The 21290-nt window shown below is 47.5% G+C and carries 16 protein-coding genes; 15 read left to right on the top strand and 1 reads right to left on the bottom strand.

The genetic code is table 11. From position 1 onward, the window contains the following. The first annotated feature begins 245 nt into the window (after nucleotides 1-245). The 7 genes from KJS65_RS15075 (at nucleotide 246) to KJS65_RS15045 (ending at nucleotide 10128) form a co-directional block, all read left to right on the top strand. A complete protein-coding gene (locus KJS65_RS15075; protein ID WP_213650503.1) occupies nucleotides 246-1784 on the top strand; it encodes a response regulator transcription factor in 1539 nt (512 codons plus the stop codon). A gap of 18 nt (nucleotides 1785-1802) precedes the next feature. Continuing rightward, entirely contained in the window at nucleotides 1803-3602 is a 1800-nt protein-coding gene (locus tag KJS65_RS15070; protein WP_213650502.1) for a sensor histidine kinase, read from the top strand. Between the two features lie 16 nt (nucleotides 3603-3618). Next, nucleotides 3619-5154 (top strand): response regulator transcription factor, encoded by a 1536-nt coding sequence (locus tag KJS65_RS15065; protein ID WP_244864533.1) that lies wholly within the window; start codon nucleotides 3619-3621, stop codon nucleotides 5152-5154. A 127-nt stretch (nucleotides 5155-5281) separates the two neighbouring features. After that, complete coding sequence (locus KJS65_RS15060) at nucleotides 5282-6985, top strand: type 2 periplasmic-binding domain-containing protein (protein WP_213650500.1); 1704 nt, start codon at nucleotides 5282-5284, stop codon at nucleotides 6983-6985. Nucleotides 6986-7102: 117 nt separating this feature from the next. Beyond that, on the top strand, nucleotides 7103-8068 hold the full coding sequence (locus tag KJS65_RS15055; protein WP_213650499.1) for an ABC transporter permease: 966 nt from the start codon (nucleotides 7103-7105) through the stop codon (nucleotides 8066-8068). 113 nt (nucleotides 8069-8181) lie between these two features. After that, the gene (locus KJS65_RS15050; RefSeq protein ID WP_244864584.1) at nucleotides 8182-9030 is read left to right on the top strand and encodes a carbohydrate ABC transporter permease; all 849 of its coding nucleotides are present in this window, start codon (nucleotides 8182-8184) and stop codon (nucleotides 9028-9030) included. A 90-nt stretch (nucleotides 9031-9120) separates the two neighbouring features. Further along, nucleotides 9121-10128, top strand: coding sequence for an endo-1,4-beta-xylanase (locus KJS65_RS15045; protein ID WP_374706190.1), 1008 nt, complete (start codon nucleotides 9121-9123; stop codon nucleotides 10126-10128). A gap of 181 nt (nucleotides 10129-10309) precedes the next feature. On the opposite strand, the gene KJS65_RS15040 is transcribed toward KJS65_RS15045, so the two are convergent. Then, entirely contained in the window at nucleotides 10310-11539 is a 1230-nt protein-coding gene (locus KJS65_RS15040) for an MFS transporter (RefSeq protein ID WP_213650496.1), read from the bottom strand. 282 nt (nucleotides 11540-11821) lie between these two features. On the opposite strand from KJS65_RS15040, the gene KJS65_RS15035 reads away from it, so the two are divergent. The 8 genes from KJS65_RS15035 to pepV all read left to right on the top strand — a co-directional run bounded on the left by KJS65_RS15035 (nucleotide 11822) and on the right by pepV (nucleotide 21255). Continuing rightward, nucleotides 11822-13006 carry an ROK family transcriptional regulator gene (locus tag KJS65_RS15035; RefSeq protein WP_213650495.1) on the top strand — a complete coding sequence of 395 codons (1185 nt, stop codon included), beginning with the start codon at nucleotides 11822-11824 and terminating at the stop codon, nucleotides 13004-13006. Nucleotides 13007-13049: 43 nt separating this feature from the next. Next, nucleotides 13050-14048, top strand: a complete 999-nt coding sequence (locus tag KJS65_RS15030) for an asparaginase (protein WP_213650494.1) — start codon at nucleotides 13050-13052, stop codon at nucleotides 14046-14048. A 121-nt stretch (nucleotides 14049-14169) separates the two neighbouring features. Continuing rightward, nucleotides 14170-15813, top strand: a complete 1644-nt coding sequence (locus tag KJS65_RS15025; protein ID WP_213650493.1) for a peptide ABC transporter substrate-binding protein — start codon at nucleotides 14170-14172, stop codon at nucleotides 15811-15813. A 107-nt stretch (nucleotides 15814-15920) separates the two neighbouring features. Continuing rightward, entirely contained in the window at nucleotides 15921-16856 is a 936-nt protein-coding gene (locus tag KJS65_RS15020; RefSeq protein WP_213650492.1) for an ABC transporter permease, read from the top strand. Between the two features lie 4 nt (nucleotides 16857-16860). Next, the gene (locus KJS65_RS15015) at nucleotides 16861-17787 is read left to right on the top strand and encodes an ABC transporter permease (RefSeq protein ID WP_213650491.1); all 927 of its coding nucleotides are present in this window, start codon (nucleotides 16861-16863) and stop codon (nucleotides 17785-17787) included. Between the two features lie 12 nt (nucleotides 17788-17799). Beyond that, complete coding sequence (locus tag KJS65_RS15010) at nucleotides 17800-18807, top strand: ABC transporter ATP-binding protein (protein ID WP_213650490.1); 1008 nt, start codon at nucleotides 17800-17802, stop codon at nucleotides 18805-18807. Continuing rightward, nucleotides 18807-19841 (top strand): ABC transporter ATP-binding protein, encoded by a 1035-nt coding sequence (locus KJS65_RS15005; protein ID WP_213650489.1) that lies wholly within the window; start codon nucleotides 18807-18809, stop codon nucleotides 19839-19841. Before KJS65_RS15010 ends, KJS65_RS15005 begins: the two co-directional genes overlap by 1 nt. Beyond that, nucleotides 19828-21255, top strand: coding sequence for a dipeptidase PepV (gene pepV / locus KJS65_RS15000; protein ID WP_213650488.1), 1428 nt, complete (start codon nucleotides 19828-19830; stop codon nucleotides 21253-21255). The genes KJS65_RS15005 and pepV overlap by 14 nt, the downstream gene beginning before the upstream one ends. Nucleotides 21256-21290: the final 35 nt, after the last annotated feature.

Below are 21290 nucleotides of genomic sequence, written 5' to 3'. Positions count from 1 at the left end.
TTAGGGCTAATTCCGTATGTAATTTCAGATTCCGGTTATCTGTCATTGTCCTTATTTTCGTCCATCTGTCCACTCTTTTTTTTAAATGACAGCAGGAATCCGGCATGATATAGTGAATGACTAACAGCTTCTTTTTTGTTGCTTCTCTGCTAAAATCAGGATGACTTTGCAGTTAATAACGGGAATGTCCCGAAAATAATGAATACGCTTACAGTTCGGGAATCTAACAGAGAGGAGCGAAAGGCATGCTGAACGTACTTCTGGTAGATGATGAGCCATGGGTTCTGGAAGGCTTAAGAACAATGGTTGCCTGGGAAAAGTACGGTTTTCAAGTTTGTGGAGAAGCCTTGAATGGTAGCGATGCACTCAGACAGATACAGGAATACCATCCGGAGCTTGTCATAACGGACATCCATATGCCGGTTCTGAATGGTATTGAACTGATTGAAAAGTCCAATCAAATATTATCAAAACCTCCCAAATTTGTTGTTCTAAGCGGATATGATGATTTTAGCTATGCCCGTGCAGCAATGCGTCAGCGTGCAGCCGGATATTTGCTCAAACCAGTGGATGATGAGGAAATGGGAGCTTTATTAAATAAACTCAGCAGAAAAATACGTGACGAAATCACAGCAGAAGAAGATCAGAAGAAGACGCAATTTCTTGCTGTAAACCATGTGATCAACCGCTTGCTGCAGGGAGAATATAACCGGGACTTAGAGGGACAGGCTGGTGAAACTTTAAAGCTTCAAGGGGAAGAGGAAATTGGGGTCGCTTTAATTGAAAACGTTTTCGATTATCGTGAATTGCGACCGAAACTAATAAAGCATTTTGGGATAGAGGCAGGTTTTCAGGATCGCGATGGAAAAACGGGGATCATTCTTCAGTCATCTATCTTATTCTCAGAAGGACGGTTTGAAGAGGCAATCCATGGGCTTGAGAGGGAACTGTCGGAAATGTCCAGCCAGCCGGTTATTATAGCAGTCAGTAATAAAATGAGCGGTATACGATCCATCCGGGAGATGTATTTGCAAGCCCTTGAGGTTGGAAGGATGAAACGCCGTCAGGGGCGAGGCGGCGTATTTTATTTCCGGGATCTCAGGAAAACGAAGCAGAGACAAGACCTGCATAAGGATAAATTCAAATTGCTGTATGAAACGGTGCAGGCTGGAAAGACGGAAGATATCCCTTTTTGCGTGAAAGAAACCTTTACTTGCTTTATGGATAGTCTGCTTGAGATCGAATTCGTGAAGGCAAATGTGGCTGATCTTGAACTTTCGCTTTGCCGGCTTATTGCTGAAATGAATGGGAAACCGGATGCGTTAATGGAGGAGCTGCGGAATACGCATGGGAATTTGGGCGGTATAGGCGAATATGGGGTACTCGAGAAATATGTATGCCAGTTATGCGCGCAGGCAGCTGAGGGATTGTCTGAATTAATGCAGCAAAATGAGAGTAATACGATATTTCATGTCATTCAGTACGTGGACCGCGAGTATCGGAATAAACTGCAGCTGCAGGATTTGGCGAGACATTTTCATATGAACGCTACTTACCTGGGACAATTATTTAAGAAAAATACCGGGAAGCCGTTTAACGAGTATCTGAATGAAAGAAGGATAGAGGAAGCAAAAAGGCTGCTGAAACGGACCCAGATGAAAATATCCGATGTTGCTGTCCGGGTGGGTTATCCGAACACGGATTATTTTATTAATAAATTCAAGTTGAAAACCGGTGTACTGCCATCGGTCTATAAAAATGACGCCGGAAACAAGCAGATGTAGAAACGGGAGGAGCTCCAAATGCTCAAGAGAAAATTCAAACTTAGAAAATTCGTTAATGATATCCCTTTGAATTACAAATTTTTTCTGATTTTCTTCGTTGGCGTTCTGCTCCCGATCGTCGTGATTCATTTGCTGGTGATGGACCGGATGTCGGAACTGATCAAAGCGAGGGAAGAGCAAAACCTGGAAATATCACTGGAGAGAGCCAGAAAGGATATTCACGATTTTATTGATGGAGGTGTGGCTGTCAGTCATGCCTTAAATACGGATAAGACACTCTATGAAATGCTTGATCGGGAGTATAAGGATCAACTGGATTTTTATGAAACCTTCGATGAGCAGCTTCGAAACCGGGTTACCAGCTATATTCCGGTGAATAATCAAATTCAGAGAATCAGCATATTCACAGACAATAAATCCATCGTTAACGGAGGGAATTACCATGTGATCGATGATGGAGTACTGGAAAGCGACTGGTACAAGATGTGGGAGAACTCCAGCAATCCGGTATTTGTAGCGGCATACCGGGCGGCTGAGGCGAATAATACGGCTTCAACGGTACCTTATTTGAGCGTCATCGAAAGAATGGACTATTATGATTATTTTGACACGTACAAAAAGCTGCTCCGAATCGATATTGATCTCAGTAAAATTTATGATGTTATCATGCGGGAAAAGGACTATTTGAATCTTTATTTGGTCAATGAGAACAACCAGATTATTATGTCATCCGATAGCGGTTATCAAAGAGGGAAGGTGGATGCATATCCGGTTTTTCAATTGGCGGAAAATGATAATCAGCAGGATATTCATACTCTTTCCATCGGCAGCGCGAAGTACGTCAAAGGCTGGAAACTGATCGGCATTACCCAGGGCGTCCGGATATCCAAGGCAATGATGGAAATGAGACTATACATAAGTGCGTTAGCGGCTGTCGTCACTTTGTTTACTACGACATTTATCTTTATCATGCTCAGATCCTATAATTATCGGGTTAAACGTTTATCCCGCCACATGCAAAAGGTAACCAACGAAAAATTTGATCTCATCCAAATTGATGAAGGCCGTGATGAAATTGGCGGGCTGATTCAGAATTTCAACATGATGACAACCAGAATCAAATTCCTCATCAACAACGTCTACAAACTGGAAATTCAAAAGAAAAATCTGGAGATGGAAAGAGTGCGCGCCGAGCTTAACTTTTTGCAAAGTCAGATGAATCCCCATTTTCTCTTTAACACACTTAATGCGATTCTGGTTGTATGCACGAAAAACAGCTATACGGATGTCACGGATATTATTAAAAGCTTATCCAAGCTCCTCCGCAGACTGCTCAGCTGGAAAGAAGATATCGTTACGCTTGAGGAAGAACTGATGTTCATTGAAATGTACCTCAAAATAGAAAAATTCCGTTTTAGAGATAAATTTGAGTATCAATTTGAGGTTGAAGAGGATGCGGTTCATTATAAAATTCCTAAAATGAGTATTCAGCCGCTTGTTGAAAATGCCTGCAAGCATGGGATTCAGGCGATTCAGGGCATGGGCATGGTTAAAGTCAGCGTTTTTGTCATCGATGGTCGTCTTCGTATAGTTATTTCGGATAACGGGAAGGGCATGGAGTCCAGCAGGCTTAAGGAAATCATCATGTCGGTACGCAAAGAAAATTCTACGGGAACAAGTATTGGCATCCGTAATGTGTACCGGAGACTGGAGCTGTATTATAACGACCAGGTCCGCTTCGATATCGTGAGCACACCGAATCAAGGAACAACGGTATTCTTCGAAATCCCGATTAAGTATCTTGATCAAGTCGTGTAACAGGAGGGAACTCGTGATGTTCAAAGTACTATTAATTGATGATGAGCCGGGGGCTATTGAAGGCATGCAGATGTGGATCAATTGGCAGGAGCTCGGCTTTGAAGTCTGTGGTACCTGTAATAACGGGATGGAAGGCTTGCAGATGATTCAGGACCTGGGGCCGGATCTCGTGGTTACGGATGTGAATATGCCGCTGATGGATGGGCTGATGATGATAGAAGCTTGGCAGAAGGTGGAGTCCAAACCGGTCAGGTTTGCCATTATAAGCGGATACAGTGAGTTTGAATATGCACAGAGGTCTATGCGCTTCGGTGTGAATCATTATCTGTTGAAGCCCGTTATTCCGGAAGAGGCCGAGGAGGAATTGAGGGAGATCCATCAAGAACTGCTGGATGATTCTGCGCAGCAAAGCCTGACACGGATTGCTTCGTACGAAGAAATAGTTTCTCTTATCAAAAAGCTATTGAACAAACAGTTGATTGAGGAGTCCGGCCACTCGCTTCTGAGCAAGGTGTCAGCGGACAAAGAGGAGTGGAATTTCTGCTTGATCCAGACGGAGCCGTCATCATTTGCAGAACTGCGGGGAAAAGCGGCGTCAGTGCTGGAGCAAGAGGACAGAGCCTATCTGGTTGATCTGGATATGAATAGCTTCGGGATTGTTTATGGCTATGATGGCTGCGCAAATGGGGAAAGCAGCCCATGCCGGATCATGCAAAAGCTGAAGCATCTGTATTCTCCCTACCGCTTATTCTGGGCTACCGGTGCCGGAGAGAGCACCCTGCTGCGGATTGAACGATGCTATCATACCGCAAAAGAAGCGATAAGCTATCAATTTTATGATCAGGCAGATCACCGTATGATCTTATTCAAGAACATCCGGAATAAACCATTTCATTACCATTACGACCAAGTGCAGCTGATGGAAGGGATGATTACAGCGGTCACCCTTTTGGATAAGAGTGGTTTTCAGAAGGCCGTTGAATCGGCAGCCAGCAGTTTTCGAGAAATGCTTATTGCACCGGAAATTGTAAAAAAGGTTGCCATTCATATGCTGTACCGAATCATAGAGATCGTGAGGGAAGCAAGTGACGTGCAGGCAGAGTCTCTCATTGAAAAATACAGACTGTCGCGGAATTCAGGCTCGCTTCTGACACTGAATGATGTCATGGGTGATCTGTTGTCCTGCGGTGTGGAATGCATCGACTGGCTGCTGAGTGAGCAGCTCAAGCAGTCACAAGGGATTATCCATGCAATCAACAGCTACATCCGTGAACATTTCGCCGAGTGCCTCTCCATCAAAAAGCTGGCGGAAGTGTTCTATCTGCATCCGGTTTATCTGGGGCAGCTGCTTATGAAGAAGAACGGAATCAGTTTTCATGAGCTGCTGCATGACCTGCGTGTGGAGGAAGCGGTCCGTTTGCTTGGAGAGAACAGGCTTAAAAATAGCGAAATTGCGGAGCAAGTGGGCTACAGCCACTACAGCCAATTTCTCAAACAATTCGAAGCAAGAAAGCATATGTCTCCGAATGAATACAAAAAAACCATGTTCTAAGGTTTTTAGGGTTACTCCTTTAATTGTGCTATAGTTTCAAGTTTGGTAGCGCTTTTACAATAAGGGTAGGTTACTGAAAAGGCTTACAAAAGCTTGCTGTAGCTAAAATTTGACGGAGGTGCTTTACATGGGGGGTAAGTCCAAAACGATGTTCCGGCTTGGCTTAATGCTGCTGTTGACCTTCAGCGTCGTCCTTTCGGGATGCGGGGGAAGCAAGGATACGAGTTCGAGTTCCGGCAGCGACAGCAATAAGAACACCACAGAGCAGGCAGCAACCGGGAATAACGATGATAAGGTGGAACCGTTTAATGTCAGTGTTTTTATCGGGGAAGCCGGTCAGCAGCCAACTCCGGACAACAAGATATACAAAAAGATCAAAGACGAGCTGGGAGCAACCTTTAATTTTGAATTTCTGGCAGGGGACATTAACCAGAAGCTGGGCGTTATGATTGCCGGCTCCGACTATCCTGATCTGATGACCGGTAACACCAAACTGACAGCAGCCGGGGCTTATATTCCTCTGGAGGACTTGATTGAAAAGTACGCACCGAACCTGAAGAAGCATTATGCAGATTACTGGAACATGATGAAGGACCCGAATGACGGACATATCTACATTTTGCCGAACTATGGGGTATACAACGGGAAGCTGAACAGCACATGGTATTCGGGACCAGCCTTCTGGATCCAGAAAGACGTGCTCGAGGATGCCGGATATCCGAAAGTAAAAACTCTCGACGAATACTTCGATTTAATCGCCAAATATAAAGAGAAAAATCCGAAGATTGACGGCAGTCCGACGATCGGATTTGAAATTCTGAACTATGACTGGAGAAACTGGGGCTTATTCAACGCTCCGCAGCATTTGATCGGCCACCCGAATGATGGCGGAGTTGTCGTCAAAGACGGTGTCGCAGAAATATTTGCTGATAAGGATTATGCCAAGCAGTACTATCAAAAACTGAACGAAGTAAATGATAAGGGCTTAATCGATAAAGAAACCTTCGTACAGAACTATGACCAGTACTTGGCTAAGCTGTCCAGCGGAGCGGTTCTCGGGATGTTTGACCAGCATTGGAACTTCCAAAACGCAGAGAACTCCCTGATTACCCAAAAGAAAGATAACAGAACATATGTAGGTTTGCCGCTGGTTTATGATGTAAACACGAAAGATTATTATCGTGATCGGGCACCACTCAACTTGAACAATGGTTTCGGAATCAGCGTAAACGCCAAGGATCCGGAGAGAATCATTAAACTGCTGGATAAGCTGATTACGGAAGATTGGCAAAAGACTTTGACCTGGGGTGTTGAGGGCGAAGACTACGTGGTGAACGAAAAAGGAAGATTTATGAAAACACAGGAACAGCGGGATAAATTTACGGACGGCACTTGGAAGCTGGCTAATAAAGCCGATGCGTTCTTCTCTTTTGCACCGAAAATGGAAGGCAGCTTCAGTGATGGGAATTCGACGGATGCCGCCGCCCAGCCTGAGGAATATCAAGCAGGTCTGAAAGAGTACGACAAGAAATTCCTGCAAGCTTACGGTTACAACAGCTATGTCGATTTCTTTAGCGACCCGCCTGAAAATCCTGTATATTACCCAGCCTGGACTATTGATTTGAACGAAGGCTCGGAAGCAAAAGTGGTTAATACGAAGCTTAATGATCTGTCCACTAAATTCCTGCCTAAGGCGATCCTGGCAAAACCTGCTGATTTTAATTCTGTATGGACCGACTATACATCGCAAATCGGCAAGGTGAATGTCAAAGCCTATGAAGACCGGATCAATGAACAAATCAAGTGGAGAATCGATAACTGGAGCAAATAAGTGCTGATTTGTTGCAGAAAGTGGAAGGCGTCATTCGCCTTCCACTTTCTAAAATCAGGATGCGGTAAAGGATCATACAGCATGCTGAAATAAAGGTTTGTGGGGAGAGCAACTTGCATGGAGGAGACTTTAGGGAAAAAAAGAGCTGTCCGTAATCCAAAAAAACAAAAAAAACATCCGATGACCTGGTCCCTTATTAAAAATCAGAAGCAGCTAATCTGGATGTCGGTTCCTTTGACGCTATATATTATTCTTTTTGCTTATGTTCCTATCTGGGGATGGACGATGGCTTTTCAAAATTATAAGCCTGCGCGCAGCTTTGGTGAACAAACATGGGTTGGTTTTAAGCATTTCAAATTCCTGTTTACGGACGACAATTTTCTAAGAGTACTGCGAAATACCCTTGGAATGAGTTTGATCAATCTCGTATTGGGATTTGTCACAGCGATCATTTTGGCCTTGCTGCTTAACGAAATCAAGAAAGTCTTTTTGAAAAGAACCGTGCAGACGATTTCCTACTTGCCGCATTTTCTGTCCTGGGTCATTGTAACCGGGATTGTCGCGACCTCTCTCGCTTCAGATGGAATCATCAATGATTTGCTGTTGAAGCTGCATATCATTAAAGAGCCGATCCTCTGGCTCAGTGAAGGAAAGTACTTCTGGGGCGTAGTCGGAGCCTCGCATGTATGGAAGGAAGTCGGCTGGAACACGATTATTTATTTGGCAGCCATGGCATCCATTGATCCCGCGCTTTATGAAGCAGCTGAAATGGACGGCGCGAGTCGGTACAAGAAAATGCTTTATGTAACGATACCTGGCATTAAATCCACCATCGTCATTTTGCTCATCATGTCCATCGGTCATATTTTGGACGCCGGGTTTGAGGTGCAGTATTTGCTTGGCAACGGACTTGTTGTGGACTGGGCGGAGACGGTTGATATCTTTGTTTTGAAATACGGGATCGCTCAAGGAAATTATTCACTTGCTACTGCCGGAGGCATTTTTAAAACGGTCGTCAGTGTGACCATGCTGCTGCTTGCAAATTGGACTGCGAAACGACTAGGGGAAGAGAGGCTGTTATAATCATGGGAAATCATCAACTCAGCCCGCAAAAAACAACAGGCATTGCACTGAAGAGAGGTCCCGGAGGGGGCCGGATTGAGCCGATTCTTTTTAATACATTTAACTTGGTGTTCATGATTGTTCTGGTTATTGTGACGCTATATCCTTTTCTGAATACAATCGTCGTTTCATTAAATGCGGGAAATGATACGATCCGCGGCGGAATTTACTTATGGCCACGGCAGTGGACCATACAGAATTACAAGGCGGTATTTGCCTCGGGAACGATCTATAACGCTTTCTGGATCTCGGTTGCCCGGACGGTTCTTTCCACGCTGCTTAACATATTTCTGACAACGATGCTATCGTACACGCTAAGCCGCCGTGAGTATGTTTTCCGCAAACCGATCACGATCATTTTTGTCCTGACGATGTACTTCAGCGCCGGCCTGATTCCGGGGTATTTCCTTATTAAGGATTTGCATTTGCTGAACAGCTTCTGGGTATACATCTTCCCGTCCATGATTAGCGCATTCAACATGATCGTCATCCGGACTTATATTGGAACAATTCCGGAAAGCCTTGTTGAATCGTCCAAAATCGATGGCGCCGGAGACTTTAAAATTTTTATGCGGATCATCTTTCCGCTATGTACCCCGGTGCTGGCAACGATTGCCCTTTTTGTGGCCGTAGGGGCATGGAATTCCTGGTTTGACTCATTTCTCTACACATCTTCAAAGCAGGAACTCAGCACACTGCAATATGAGCTGATGAAGCTGCTTTCTTCCAGTATGAACTCTAATAACAATCCGAATGTAGCCGCAGGCGTAGGAATGACTCAGGACAGCGCAATATCGCTTGTGACTCCGCTTTCGATCCGTGCAGCCGTGACGGTCGTAGCATCTGTGCCGATCCTCCTGGTGTATCCGTTCATGCAGAAGTACTTTGTTGTCGGATTGAATGTAGGGAGCGTGAAGGAATAGTGCCGGACTCATTCTTTTGTACACGAATCCGATTTTGCCTGACTTGTCAGGCATCAGACTTTGAAGCAGGAGGCAATGAACGTGAACCCTATGAATACGCGCACAGAGACTGCATTAAAAAGCATTTTCTCGGATGATTTCAAGATTGGAGCCGCTGTAAATCCGTTAACGATCCGGACGCAGGAGGAGCTGCTTGCCTATCATTTCAACAGTATCACAGCGGAGAATGAAATGAAGTTCGCCAGTGTACATCCGGAGGAAGAAGTCTATTCCTTTGATGATGCCGACCGGCTGGCTGCCTTTGCCCGCAAACATGGGTTGGCCATGCGCGGCCATACATTGGTCTGGCATAATCAGACAACGGATTGGCTGTTTCAGGATCATCAGGGTCAGCCGGTCAGCAAAAAGGTATTGCTGGAACGACTTCATTCTCATATCCATACGGTGGTTGGCCGCTATAGAGATGACATTTACGCATGGGATGTCGTGAATGAAGTCATTGCAGATGAAGGAGCAGAGCTGCTCAGACCGTCGAAGTGGCTGGATATTGCCGGGCCTGATTTTATCTCCAAAGCCTTTGAATATGCTCATGAAGCGGCCCCGAGCGCCCAGTTGTTCTACAATGATTATAATGAGTCCCATCCGGAGAAATGCGATAAGATTTATACTTTGGTTAAGTCACTGATCAAGCAGGACGTGCCGATCCATGGCATTGGTTTACAGGCACACTGGAATCTGTTCGATCCTTCACTGGATGATATCCGAACAGCAATTGAGAAATATGCTTCCTTAGGTATGCAGCTTCAGCTCACAGAGCTGGATATGTCTTTGTTCCGCTTTGAGGACAAACGATCTGACCTCAAAGAGCCGACAAATGGCATGCTGGAGCAGCAGGCAGAGCGCTATGAAGCCGTGTTTCGGCTGCTGAAGGAATACCGTGACGTGATCAGCTCCGTAACGTTCTGGGGAGCGGCGGACGATTATACCTGGCTGGATAACTTCCCCGTGCAAGGTCGTAAAAATTGGCCATTCCTATTTGATGAGCAGCATTTACCGAAGCCTGCCTTCTACCGGATCGCCGATTTGCATGTAAAATAAGGCTAACATTCAGCTTCACCAAACATGATGGACTGCTGACTGACTCATGCCTTCGAAAGAAGCGCCTTACAAAGGAAGAACGATTTACGAGAATAAAAGAATGTTCATACTCATAACAAAAACAGGCAGCACAAGGATATCTTGTGCTGCCTGTTTTTTAATGTTCGCCGGTATTGTGATGTTAAAGCTGTTTGCCTGAAGCATGCAATTGCAGCGGGATTTGCTGCCTGCGCTCTTGTAGATAAATGGCCAGCCCGATCAGAAATGCAAGACCGACCAGCACAGCGCCGACCCAAGGCAAGGAGGTCAGCCCCATATTGTCGATGACCCACCCGCCACAGAAAGCACCAAATGCATTGCCTAAATTACCGGCAGAATGATTGGACGTGGAAGCCAGAGCCGGCGCATCCTGCGCCATATTCATTATTTTCACTTGAATGCCCGGCATAACCGCGAAGGAAGCAGCCCCCCACAGGAAGATGGTAATGACAGCAAGCACGGGGCTTTTTACGGTAAATGTAAATATGGTAAGCAGTACGCTTAAGGAGGCAAAGATACCCAAAACCGAAGGCATGAGCTTCCAGTCTGCCAGCTTACCTCCGGCTATATTGCCGAGGGTGACGCCGATGCCGAACAATACAAGAATCCAGGTTACGCTTTGCTCGTGGAACCCTGTAACCTGCTCCAGCAGAGATGCAATATACGTAAATACCGCGAACAGACTGGAGTTGCCGATAGCGCAGGCCAGCAGAATCAGCAGCAGCTTAGGTTGAACGAGAGCTTTAAACTGCTTTGTGAGACTGGCAGATTGGTCCTGCCGGATCCGGGGAATGAAGATCATAATACCTATTAGAGCAATAATCCCCATCAGCACAATAGCGGCGAATGAAGCTCTCCAGCCAAATTGCTGTCCAACGAAGGTTCCGATCGGGACGCCGATAATATTAGCGATGGTGAGTCCCGCCATCATGATGGAGACCGCTCCCGCCCTCTTATTCGGCTTGACGAGATTGGAGGCGATGACGGCACCGACCCCGAAAAAGGTGCCATGACATAGGGCGGTAATCAAGCGTGCTCCCATGAGAATGGCATAATTCGGAGCGATCACGGCAATGCCGTTTCCGAGAATGAACAGAACCATGAGCAGGCAGAGCAGCAGCTTTTGGGGGAGCCGGTGGGTGAGGACCGTGAGAATAGGAGCACCGATGGCAACGCCCAGAGCATAGCTGGTGATGAGCTGTCCGGCGGTGGAGATGCTGACATGAAGGTCTTCAGCGACATTAGGCAGAATGCCCATGATGACAAATTCTGTCATGCCAATGGCGAAAGCGCCTACCGTCAGCGAGAGAATGGAAACCGGGAAGGGATCCTTGGTCCGGGCCTTTCCGTTGAGGGTTTGTGATTGATTCATGCTGTGGGTTCAACCTTTCTGCAAACGGGCGTGATTTATTTAATGTAATTATTGTATTTTTCATGAAAATTTTCAAGAACCAATATTTCCGTAAAGTTATTGACAGGCCTATTAAAAACAATTAAAGTTCTTTAATAACATCACTGGAGAAATTAAAGAAGGTATCAAAGTTTTGGTGATGAAATAGCAGAAAAATAGTAGCTTTATAGTGAATATATCATCCTATGTCAGATATATTTCTCCATGGGTGAAAATAATTATAGTGGAGGAGCAATCCACAAGATGCAAAAGCACGATCAGGATTTTATTAAAAGAAAAAATAGATCGACTGTTTTTGAGATGATCAAAAACAACTCACCCCTGTCACGTGCAGACATTGCCAGATTGACTGGTATGAGCCCTACCACGGTAAGCCGAATTGTTTCCGAGCTGTATAATCTAGATTTTATGCATGAGATTGAGCAGGAGACGACAAGTGTAGGACGTAAGGCGGTTTTTCTTCAGGTGAACCCGCAATCCGTTCTGTCTGTCGGAGTGGAAATTGATAAAGCCAACATCCGGATCGGCGTCATAGATTTGGATGGTAGGGTGATTGGCAGCAGGATGATAGAAAGACAGAAGAGCGAAGCGTCAGAAATTACGCTGGAGCATATTGCTGGCGGAATTAATGAGTTAATAGAAGAAGAAAGTTTTGACCGTCGCCGAATTGTGGGGATCGGTGTAGGACTTCCGGGCATTATCGATCACGCCAGCGGTACTGCTGTTTTATCAGCACAGCTGGGCTGGAAGCAAACCGATATCGCCGGAGTGCTGAAGAAACATACCGGACTTGAGGTTGCCGTGGACAATGAACTGAAGGTGAAGTCACTAGCAGAGCATATGTATGGATCAGCCAAGGGATCGAACCGCTCGGTTCTAATTGGCTTCGGCAGCGGAGTCGGATCTTCCCTCATTATTGATGGTGAGATTTACCGGGGCGAATCCAACAGTGCGGGGGAGATTGGTCATACGGTCATTGATCCTAACGGGGTTTTATGCGAATGCGGTAAAGTGGGCTGCTTGCAGACCTATATCGCTGAAGCTTCATTGATTGAACAATCCAATAAAATCAAACCGATCACGAGTCTGGATGAACTATTTCAGGCCAAGCATGATGGAGAGTTTTGGGCTTCGAGCATACTCGACCGGGCGATGACCTTTGTTGCGGTTACGATCAGCAATATTGCCTGCATGTATAATCCGGATACCGTGATTTTAACCGGTAAGCTCGTAGAGAGATTCCCGGAGGTCAGAGCGTTTATTGCGGAGAAATGTATGGAGCAATTCGTATGGGAACCGCTGCGCGGCACCTTCCAAATCGTATATTCGGCTTTTGAGAACGATGGTGTCGTGATCGGTTCAGGCCTGCTGGCGCAAAGCCGGTTCCTGGATATCGGCAGCCAAATGGAGCAAGTGGAACAAGTTTAAGGAAGTAAATCATCTTGAACAATATCAAAAGCGGGGGATAGAGATGTATTTCAAACCATTAGTTGAAGAATTTCGTGCAGGTGTGCTCGAAAACGTTCATTTGGGCGTGTTGTGCGGTGTGAATGACAAGGGCGAGCTGATTCATGAGGTAGGCAGCGCGGAGCATGTGACTTTCCTGCGTTCCGCTGCGAAACCATTCCAAGCGATTCCTGTGATGAAACAGAATATTGCCGGGAAGTACGGTCTGACCGACACCGAAGCGGCGATGTTCGCAGCATCGCATCGCGGAGAGACCTATCATATTGAAGCGCTCGAATCTATTATGCACAAGACGGGCCTGACAGAGGATCAGCTGCTGTGCTGCCCTACATATCCGCTGAATGACGAACCGAAGTTCGCTTGTATGCGTGAAGGCAAACCACCGAGAAAGATCTATCATAACTGCTCAGGCAAGCATCTTGGCATTATCGCCACGGCCAAAGAGATGGGTTATGACACCGAGACATACTGGCAGCTGTCCCATCCGATTCAGCAGGACATCCTGCATACGCTGGCTGATATGGCAGACTATCCGGTGGATCAGATTCAAATCGGTGTAGATGGATGCGGTTTCCCGATCTTTGCACTTCCGCTTCAAAATATTGCAAAGGCTTATCTGAAGCTTGCTTGCCCGGATCTGATCCAGGATGAAGAAACCCGCGAAGCTGTCAAAAGAATGACTGCTTACATGCATGCCGCGCCAGACAGCATCGCAAGCCATAACTTTATTTGTTCCGAGCTGCTGCGTGACGACAACATCGTCGCAAAAGGCGGAGCCAAAGGCGTGTATTGTTTCTCTTTAATCCGGGAACGCGTTGCCTTTGCGCTTAAGGTGATCGACGGTTCGGAAATTCCATGGCCGATTATTGTCGCTTCGATACTGGAGCAGATCGGCTACAGTAACAAGGAAACGATCGACAGACTTTACTCCGTTGTGCCGAAGGAAATCAAAAATGACAATCACATCGTTGTCGGCGAGCGGAAAGCTGCTTTTACTTTTTAACATTCATTCATCATTTATATTCTAATTTGCTTTCTTGTACATGGGTTCGTTCGTTGTTTCCGCAAACGGAAGTGACGGTGCAATCATACATCAAAGGGGAACAAAAGGAGTGGGACATGTTATGAAAAAGAAAAAGGTGGGCTTACTGGCATCGCTGCTTGTGGTATCCGCAATGTTTACGGGCTGCTCGTTTTCGGGCAGTGACAGCAAAACGGCGGACAGCGCGTCCGGTCAAACGACATCATCTGCAGGATCAGCCAAAGAATTAAAGCTGTATGTAGAGAACGAGATTAAGGATTTGGATCAGTGGAAGGCATCTGATGATGTGTCATTTACAGTCCTGAACAATGTCAATGAAGGTCTTTACCGTCTGGATCTGAAAAACGAACCACAGCCTGCCATGGCTGAAAAAGCGGACCTCTCCGAGGACAAGCTGACGTACACCTTTACGCTTCGCGACAATGCAAAATGGAGTGACGGAACGCCTGTAACAGCCCAAGATTTCAAATACGCATGGCTTCGTGAAATGGATCCGAAAACCGGAACCAACGGTTATTCCTTCATTATGACCGATTACATCGTGGGTGCTGCCGAGTATGCAGCCGGAGGTTCCGCAGATCAGGTTGGTATTGAAGCGAAGGATGACAAAACGCTAGTCGTCAAGCTGACTCAACCGACTCCTTACTTCCTGCGCCTGACTTCGCTTGCTCCATACTTCCCGATGAAAGAGGACTTCGTGAAGTCCAAAGGGGAAGGTTACGCACTTGGTGCTGACAGCATGCTGTATAACGGCCCTTATACCCTGTCTTCGGTTGATGCGGCCAGCGGCGCGGTTCTGGTAAAGAACCAGGGCTACTGGGATGCGGCTAATGTAAAGGTTGATAAAGTTGACCTTAAGGTCATTAAAGAGAAAAGCACTGCGCTTAACGCATACAAAGCAGGCCAGCTGGACCGTGTACTCTTGGCCTCCTCGGATGTGAATGCATCGAAATCGGATCCTGGATTTGGAACAGGAATCAATTTCAGAACGACTTATCTGCAGTTCAATCTGAAAGCAGATGGTGTGAGCAACATTAATATCCGTAAAGCGCTTGAATTTGGATTCGATTCCAAGCTGCTTGCAGATCAGGTCCTCAACAATGGTTCCAAAGCAGCTACAGGCCTGATTCCTGACGTGATGAGTGGGATCGACGGCAAGTCTTTCCGCGAAACACAAGGGGATCTGGTTGGCGTCGATGCGGCCAAAGCCAAGGAATATTGGGATCAAGGGGTTAAAGAGCTTGGTAAGGCTCCAAAAATCACGATGCTGGTAGCCGATACTTCGGAAGTTAAAGACGTTTCCACATTCATGCAAAGTGAATACAAGAAGAATCTCGGGATTGATGTTACCATTGATACCAAAACCAGCAAAGCACGCGGTCAATTGATGGACAACAGCAACTATCAGATGGCTATTACCGCTTGGGGCGCTGACTACGATGATGCTATGACATATCTCGATCTGTGGGCGAATCATACGCCTTACCGCGGTAACTATGAAAACGCCGATTACGATAAGCTGATCAACGGTGCGAAAAAAGAAACCGACGAGAAGAAACGCTTGGATATGCTTCTGGCTGCTGAAAAAACGCTCTTGAATGACGATGTTGTCGTTGTTCCGATCTACTTCGGCGGTTACTCCTTCCTGTTAAACGATAGAGTTCAAAACTTGGAATATCATCCGTATGGCAACCCTGTTGATTTCAAATATTCGGATGTAAAATAACGCAGGTTTCAGGGTTCGGGGAGAGGAGAGAAGCGCTGCTTCTCTCTTTCCTTTCCCACCCCTTATGAATTGTATGATTTATTCCCCATCTTCCGGGAGGTGCGACATTGAAACGTTATATCGGCATCCGAATTATTTATTTGCTCATAACCCTGTTTATTATCTCGACCGTCACCTTCTTCCTGATGAAGGCACTGCCAGGTACACCATTTGACGAGGAGAAGCTGGCCCAGCTTCCGCAGGAACAGAAGCAGATGATTTTAACGAGCTACGGCCTCGATAAGCCGGTATTTACTCAGTATGTCAACTATATCAAAAACGTGGCGCAAGGTGATCTGGGAACCTCTTTCTTCTATACGGGGCAAAAGGTTACGGATATCATCTCCGGCAGACTTTTCCCATCGGCCCTTATCGGACTTCAGGCGGTGCTGCTTGGTCTTGCCATTGGCATGATACTTGGAATTGTAGCCGCTTACCGGCATAACACCGGCTGGGATTATGCCACCATGATCATTGCAGTACTCGGCGTCTCGATTCCGAACTTTGTGCTTGCTGCGCTGCTGCAGTATTATGTCGGCCTGAAATGGGGGCTTTTGCCTGTAGCATTTTGGGAAAGCTATCCGAGCTCGATTTTGCCGTCCATTGCCTTGTGTGTTGGCGTAATTGCTCTGATTGCGCGCTTCGTCCGGACAGAAATGCTGGAAGTGCTGGATCAGGATTATGTAATGACAGCCAAGGCTAAAGGTCTTGGAACGATAAGGATTATGTTTCAGCATGTCATTCGTAACTCACTTATTTCCGTGATCACGATTCTCGGACCGATCGTTGTCAATCTGCTGACAGGTTCGCTCGTTATTGAAAATATTTTCGGTATTCCCGGAATCGGCAGCCTTTTCGTAGATTCGATTAAAATGAATGATTATTCGACAATCATGGGCATTACGCTGTTTTACAGTGCCTTCTATGTACTGGTCATGCTCATTGTAGATTTGCTATACGGCCTTGTCGATCCGCGGATCCGTCTGGCTTCAGGAAAGGGGTAAGCTTATGCCGCAGGACACACAAAACATCGATGCGTTATTTAAACCAGCTGCAGCCCGGCCTGAGGATAAGGAGAAAATCTCCAGGGAATCTCTCACGGCATTCCAGGACAGCTGGAGACGTCTCAGACAAAACAAGGCAGCAATTATCAGTCTTGTCATTCTAATAGTTATGCTGCTGCTCGCCATATTCGGGCCGTGGATTGGCCATCACAATTATTACGCTACGGATTACGGGGCGGTGTATCAGAAGCCGAACGCGGATCACTGGTTTGGTACCGATAAATTCGGCCGGGATCAATGGGCAAGAATTTGGCAGGGCACGCGGATATCTCTTCTGATCGCGGTGCTTGCTGCTGCGCTGGATTTGGTTATTGGCGTGGCCTATGGCGCGGTATCCGCGCTGCTTGGGGGCCGGACGGATAACGTGATGCAGCGCATCATCGAAATCATGACCGGTATTCCGAGCTTGATCATTATCATCCTGCTCATGATGGTTATGAAGCCCGGAATTATCACGATTATGATCGCGATGTCCATTACGGGATGGGTGAATATGGCGCGCCTGGTGCGGGCCCATATCATGAAGCTGAAATCCCAGGAATTCGTGCTTGCCGCCCGTACGCTGGGAACACCGAATTCCCGCATTATATGGAAGCATCTGATCCCGAATACAATCGGCATCATTGTCATCAATACGATGTTCACGATTCCATCGGCGATTTTCACGGAGGCGTTTCTGAGCTTTATCGGTCTCGGACTTCAGTCCCCGATGTCATCCCTGGGCGTGCTGATTAATGACGGATTCGCATCACTCAATACACAGGCTTACTTGCTGCTGTATCCTTCAATCGTCATTGTCCTGATTATGGTGACATTTAATATTCTGGGTGACGGGTTACGGGATGCACTCGACCCAAGAATGCGGAAATAGGAGGGAATGACCATGAACAGCTTGCTGGAAGTTAAAGATTTGCAGGTGAGCTTTTACACATATGCCGGCGAGGTTCAGGCGGTGCGTGACGTCAGCTTTTCCCTCGGCAAAGGAGAAACACTGGCTATCGTGGGAGAATCGGGGTCCGGCAAATCGGTCACCTCGAAGAGCATTATGAGACTTCTGGCCAAGTCCGCAAAGATCAAGAATGGATCGATCCGGTTTGAAGGAAAAGAGCTTGCTTCTCTCCCGGAGAAACAGATGCAGGGCATTCGGGGAAAAGAAATCTCCATGATTTTTCAGGACCCCATGACTTCTCTGAATCCGACGATGACCATTGGCAGACAGATTACCGAAGTCCTGCGCAAGCACCGGAACATGGGCAGGGACGAAGCGGCAAAAAGAGCCGTGGAGCTGCTGAACCAGGTCGGAATTCCGAATCCGGAAAAACGTCTGAAGCAATACCCTCACCAGCTGTCGGGAGGGATGCGGCAGCGTGTCGTTATTGCCATTGCGCTGGCCTGTAATCCTAAAGTGATTATCGCCGATGAGCCGACAACCGCACTGGACGTAACGATCCAGGCTCAAATTCTGGAGCTGATGAACCGGCTGCAGCAGCAGATGGAGACCTCGATTATTCTGATCACCCATGATCTTGGTGTTGTAGCTCATATGGCTTCACGTGTCGCGGTCATGTACGCGGGCAAAATTGTGGAAACCGGCACGGTGGATGAAATATTCTATGAGCCGAAACATCCGTATACTTGGGGCCTGCTGGCCTCCATGCCGAAGCTGCATGAGAAAAGCGAAGAGCTTCTGGCCATTCCGGGTACGCCTCCGGACTTAAGCGATCCGCCAAAGGGCTGTCCGTTTGCGGCCCGCTGTCCATACACGATGGAAATATGCTATGAGCAAATGCCGTCTTATACAGAACATTCAGGAACCCACCAGGCCGCGTGCTGGCTGCAGGACAGCAGAGCACCGAAGGTGGAGCGTCCGCTTGCAGGAGGTGAACGGTAATGCATACGGAAAAGAAACCGCTGGTGGAAGTCAGCCATCTGAAACGTTTTTTTGATGTCGGGAGGGGCCAGATTCTCAAGGCTGTCGATGATGTCAGCTTCGAAATCTACCCGGGTGAGACCTTTGGTCTCGTAGGCGAATCCGGGTGCGGCAAGTCGACACTAGGACGCACGCTCATCCGGCTGTATGACGCTACCTCCGGTACGGCATCGTTTAAAGGAAGCCCAATACATGGACATAAATCGAAGTCCGAGATGAAACAGCTGAGACGGGATATCCAGATGATTTTTCAGGATCCGTATGCTTCGCTGAACCAGCGGATGACGGTTACCGATATTATCGCGGAGGGCATTGATGCCCATGGATTGGCCAAAAACCGCAAGGAACGCCTTCAAATGGTACATGAGCTGCTCGATACGGTAGGGCTTAACCGCAGTCATGCCGAACGTTTCCCGCATGAATTTTCAGGCGGACAGCGTCAGCGGATCGGAATTGCCCGGGCGCTTGCCGTGAATCCGAGCTTTATCATTGCCGATGAGCCGATCTCCGCGCTGGATGTTTCCATCCAGGCTCAGGTCGTCAATCTGATGAAAAAGCTTCAGCGCGAACGCGGTCTCACTTACCTCTTCATTGCGCATGATCTATCCATGGTCAAACATATCAGCGACCGGATTGGCGTGATGTATTTGGGGGGGATGGTGGAGCTGTGCGAAAGCGACGAGCTGTTCGATAACCCGCTTCACCCTTATACGAAGACGCTGCTGTCCGCTATTCCGCTGCCGGATCCGAAGCTTGAGCGAAGCCGGGAACGCATGGTTTTGCAGGGCGATTTGCCAAGCCCGATCGATCCGCCAAGCGGCTGCCGCTTCCGTACCCGCTGTCCGTTTGCTATGGAGGTATGTGCCTCTGAGACGCCGAAGTGGCAGGAGGCAGCCAAGGGACATTTTGTAGCCTGTCATCTTTATAATAACGACTTGGATGGAAAGGCTTCTAAACCGGTAGCGCAAGGAGTTGACGTACATGAATTGGTATGAGCAGGCAGTTAGCCGTGAAGCCGCCATTCTGCATGATCTCAAAGGACTGCTTGGCATTAAAAGCATCTTTGATCCGGAAACAGCAGCACCAGGGCAGCCGATGGGTGAGGGAATTGCCGAAGCTCTGCGCTTTATGCTGGGGTTGTGCGAAGCAGAGGGCTTCAGGATCTGCAATCATGATGGATTGGTCGGCTATGCCGAGTACGGACCGGAAGATGCGGAGCATTACATCGCAGTACTGAGTCATTTGGATGTGGTGCCTGTGTCAGGTGCATGGATAACGCCTCCTTTTGAGCCTGCCATCCGGGACGGGAAATTATATGCCCGCGGTGCCATCGACGATAAGGGGCCGGCCATGGCTTCCTTTTATGCATTGAAAATCGTGAAGGATCTTGGACTGCCGCTCAAGCACCGGATACGCCTGATTTTTGGCACCGATGAGGAAAGAACGCACCGCTGCATGGAGAGATACAAGGAGCTTGAACCGATGCCGGCATGCGGCTTTACACCGGACGCCGAGTTCCCGATTGTATGTGCCGAGAAGGGACAGATCAATACAAGGATCATGTTCCCAACCACACAGCAGGGTCAAGAAATAAACGGAGACTACGAGCTGGTATCTTTTCATTCAGGTGTAGTTGCTAATATGGTTCCGGAAGCGGCTGAGGCCGTTGTGGCTGGCCAGGCGGATCGTTTGAACGCATTGGAGCAGGCATATCGCGCTTACTGCGGCGAAATGAAGCTTATTGGCCGCATGGAGCAAAAAGATCAAAAGATTGTGCTGCATATGGCAGGAAAAGCAGCTCATGGCATGGAACCCCATTTAGGAATAAATGCGGGCCTTGCGCTAATCCATTTTCTGAAGGACTACTCATGGAACGAAGGCTCGGGTCATTTTCTGAATACCGTCGATACGCTTCTATATGATGATGTTTATGGACATGCACTCGGTATTGCCATGGAGGATGATATCAGCGGCCCACTCACGGTTAACAGCGGTCTTCTTCAGTATGATCCGCAGGGAGAGAGCTTCTTTCATATCAATTTGAGATTTCCGATCTGCGGCACCTATGATGAGCTTCTGAAGAAGATATCAGCAAAAATCGCCGTTCATCGATTGGAGATGGAGCCACCAAGCCTGAAGAAGCCGCATCATGTGCCGGAGGATCACCCGATGATCCGGGCGCTGCAGGAGACCTATCTGGCGGAAACCGGCCAAGCCGCGGAACTGTTGTCCACAGGAGGCGGGACGTACGCTGCCCATTTCCCTATGGGTGTTGCCTTTGGACCGTTATTTCCGGGTATGGAATCTACGGCGCATCAGCCCAATGAATATATAGAAATTGAACTGCTTCTTCGCTCGACCGCTATTTATGCGAGAGCGGTGAGCGAGCTCGGGAATTTGAAGCTTTAAGCTTGGGATAACAAATCTTTTTGCAAAGGGATGCA

Origin of the sequence: Paenibacillus sp. J23TS9 (genome assembly GCF_018403225.1) — a bacterium.
In the GTDB taxonomy this organism is placed as follows: domain Bacteria; phylum Bacillota; class Bacilli; order Paenibacillales; family Paenibacillaceae; genus Paenibacillus_AQ.
Note: the sequence above shows the minus strand (reverse complement) of the source record. Positions and strands in the feature narration are given on the sequence as shown.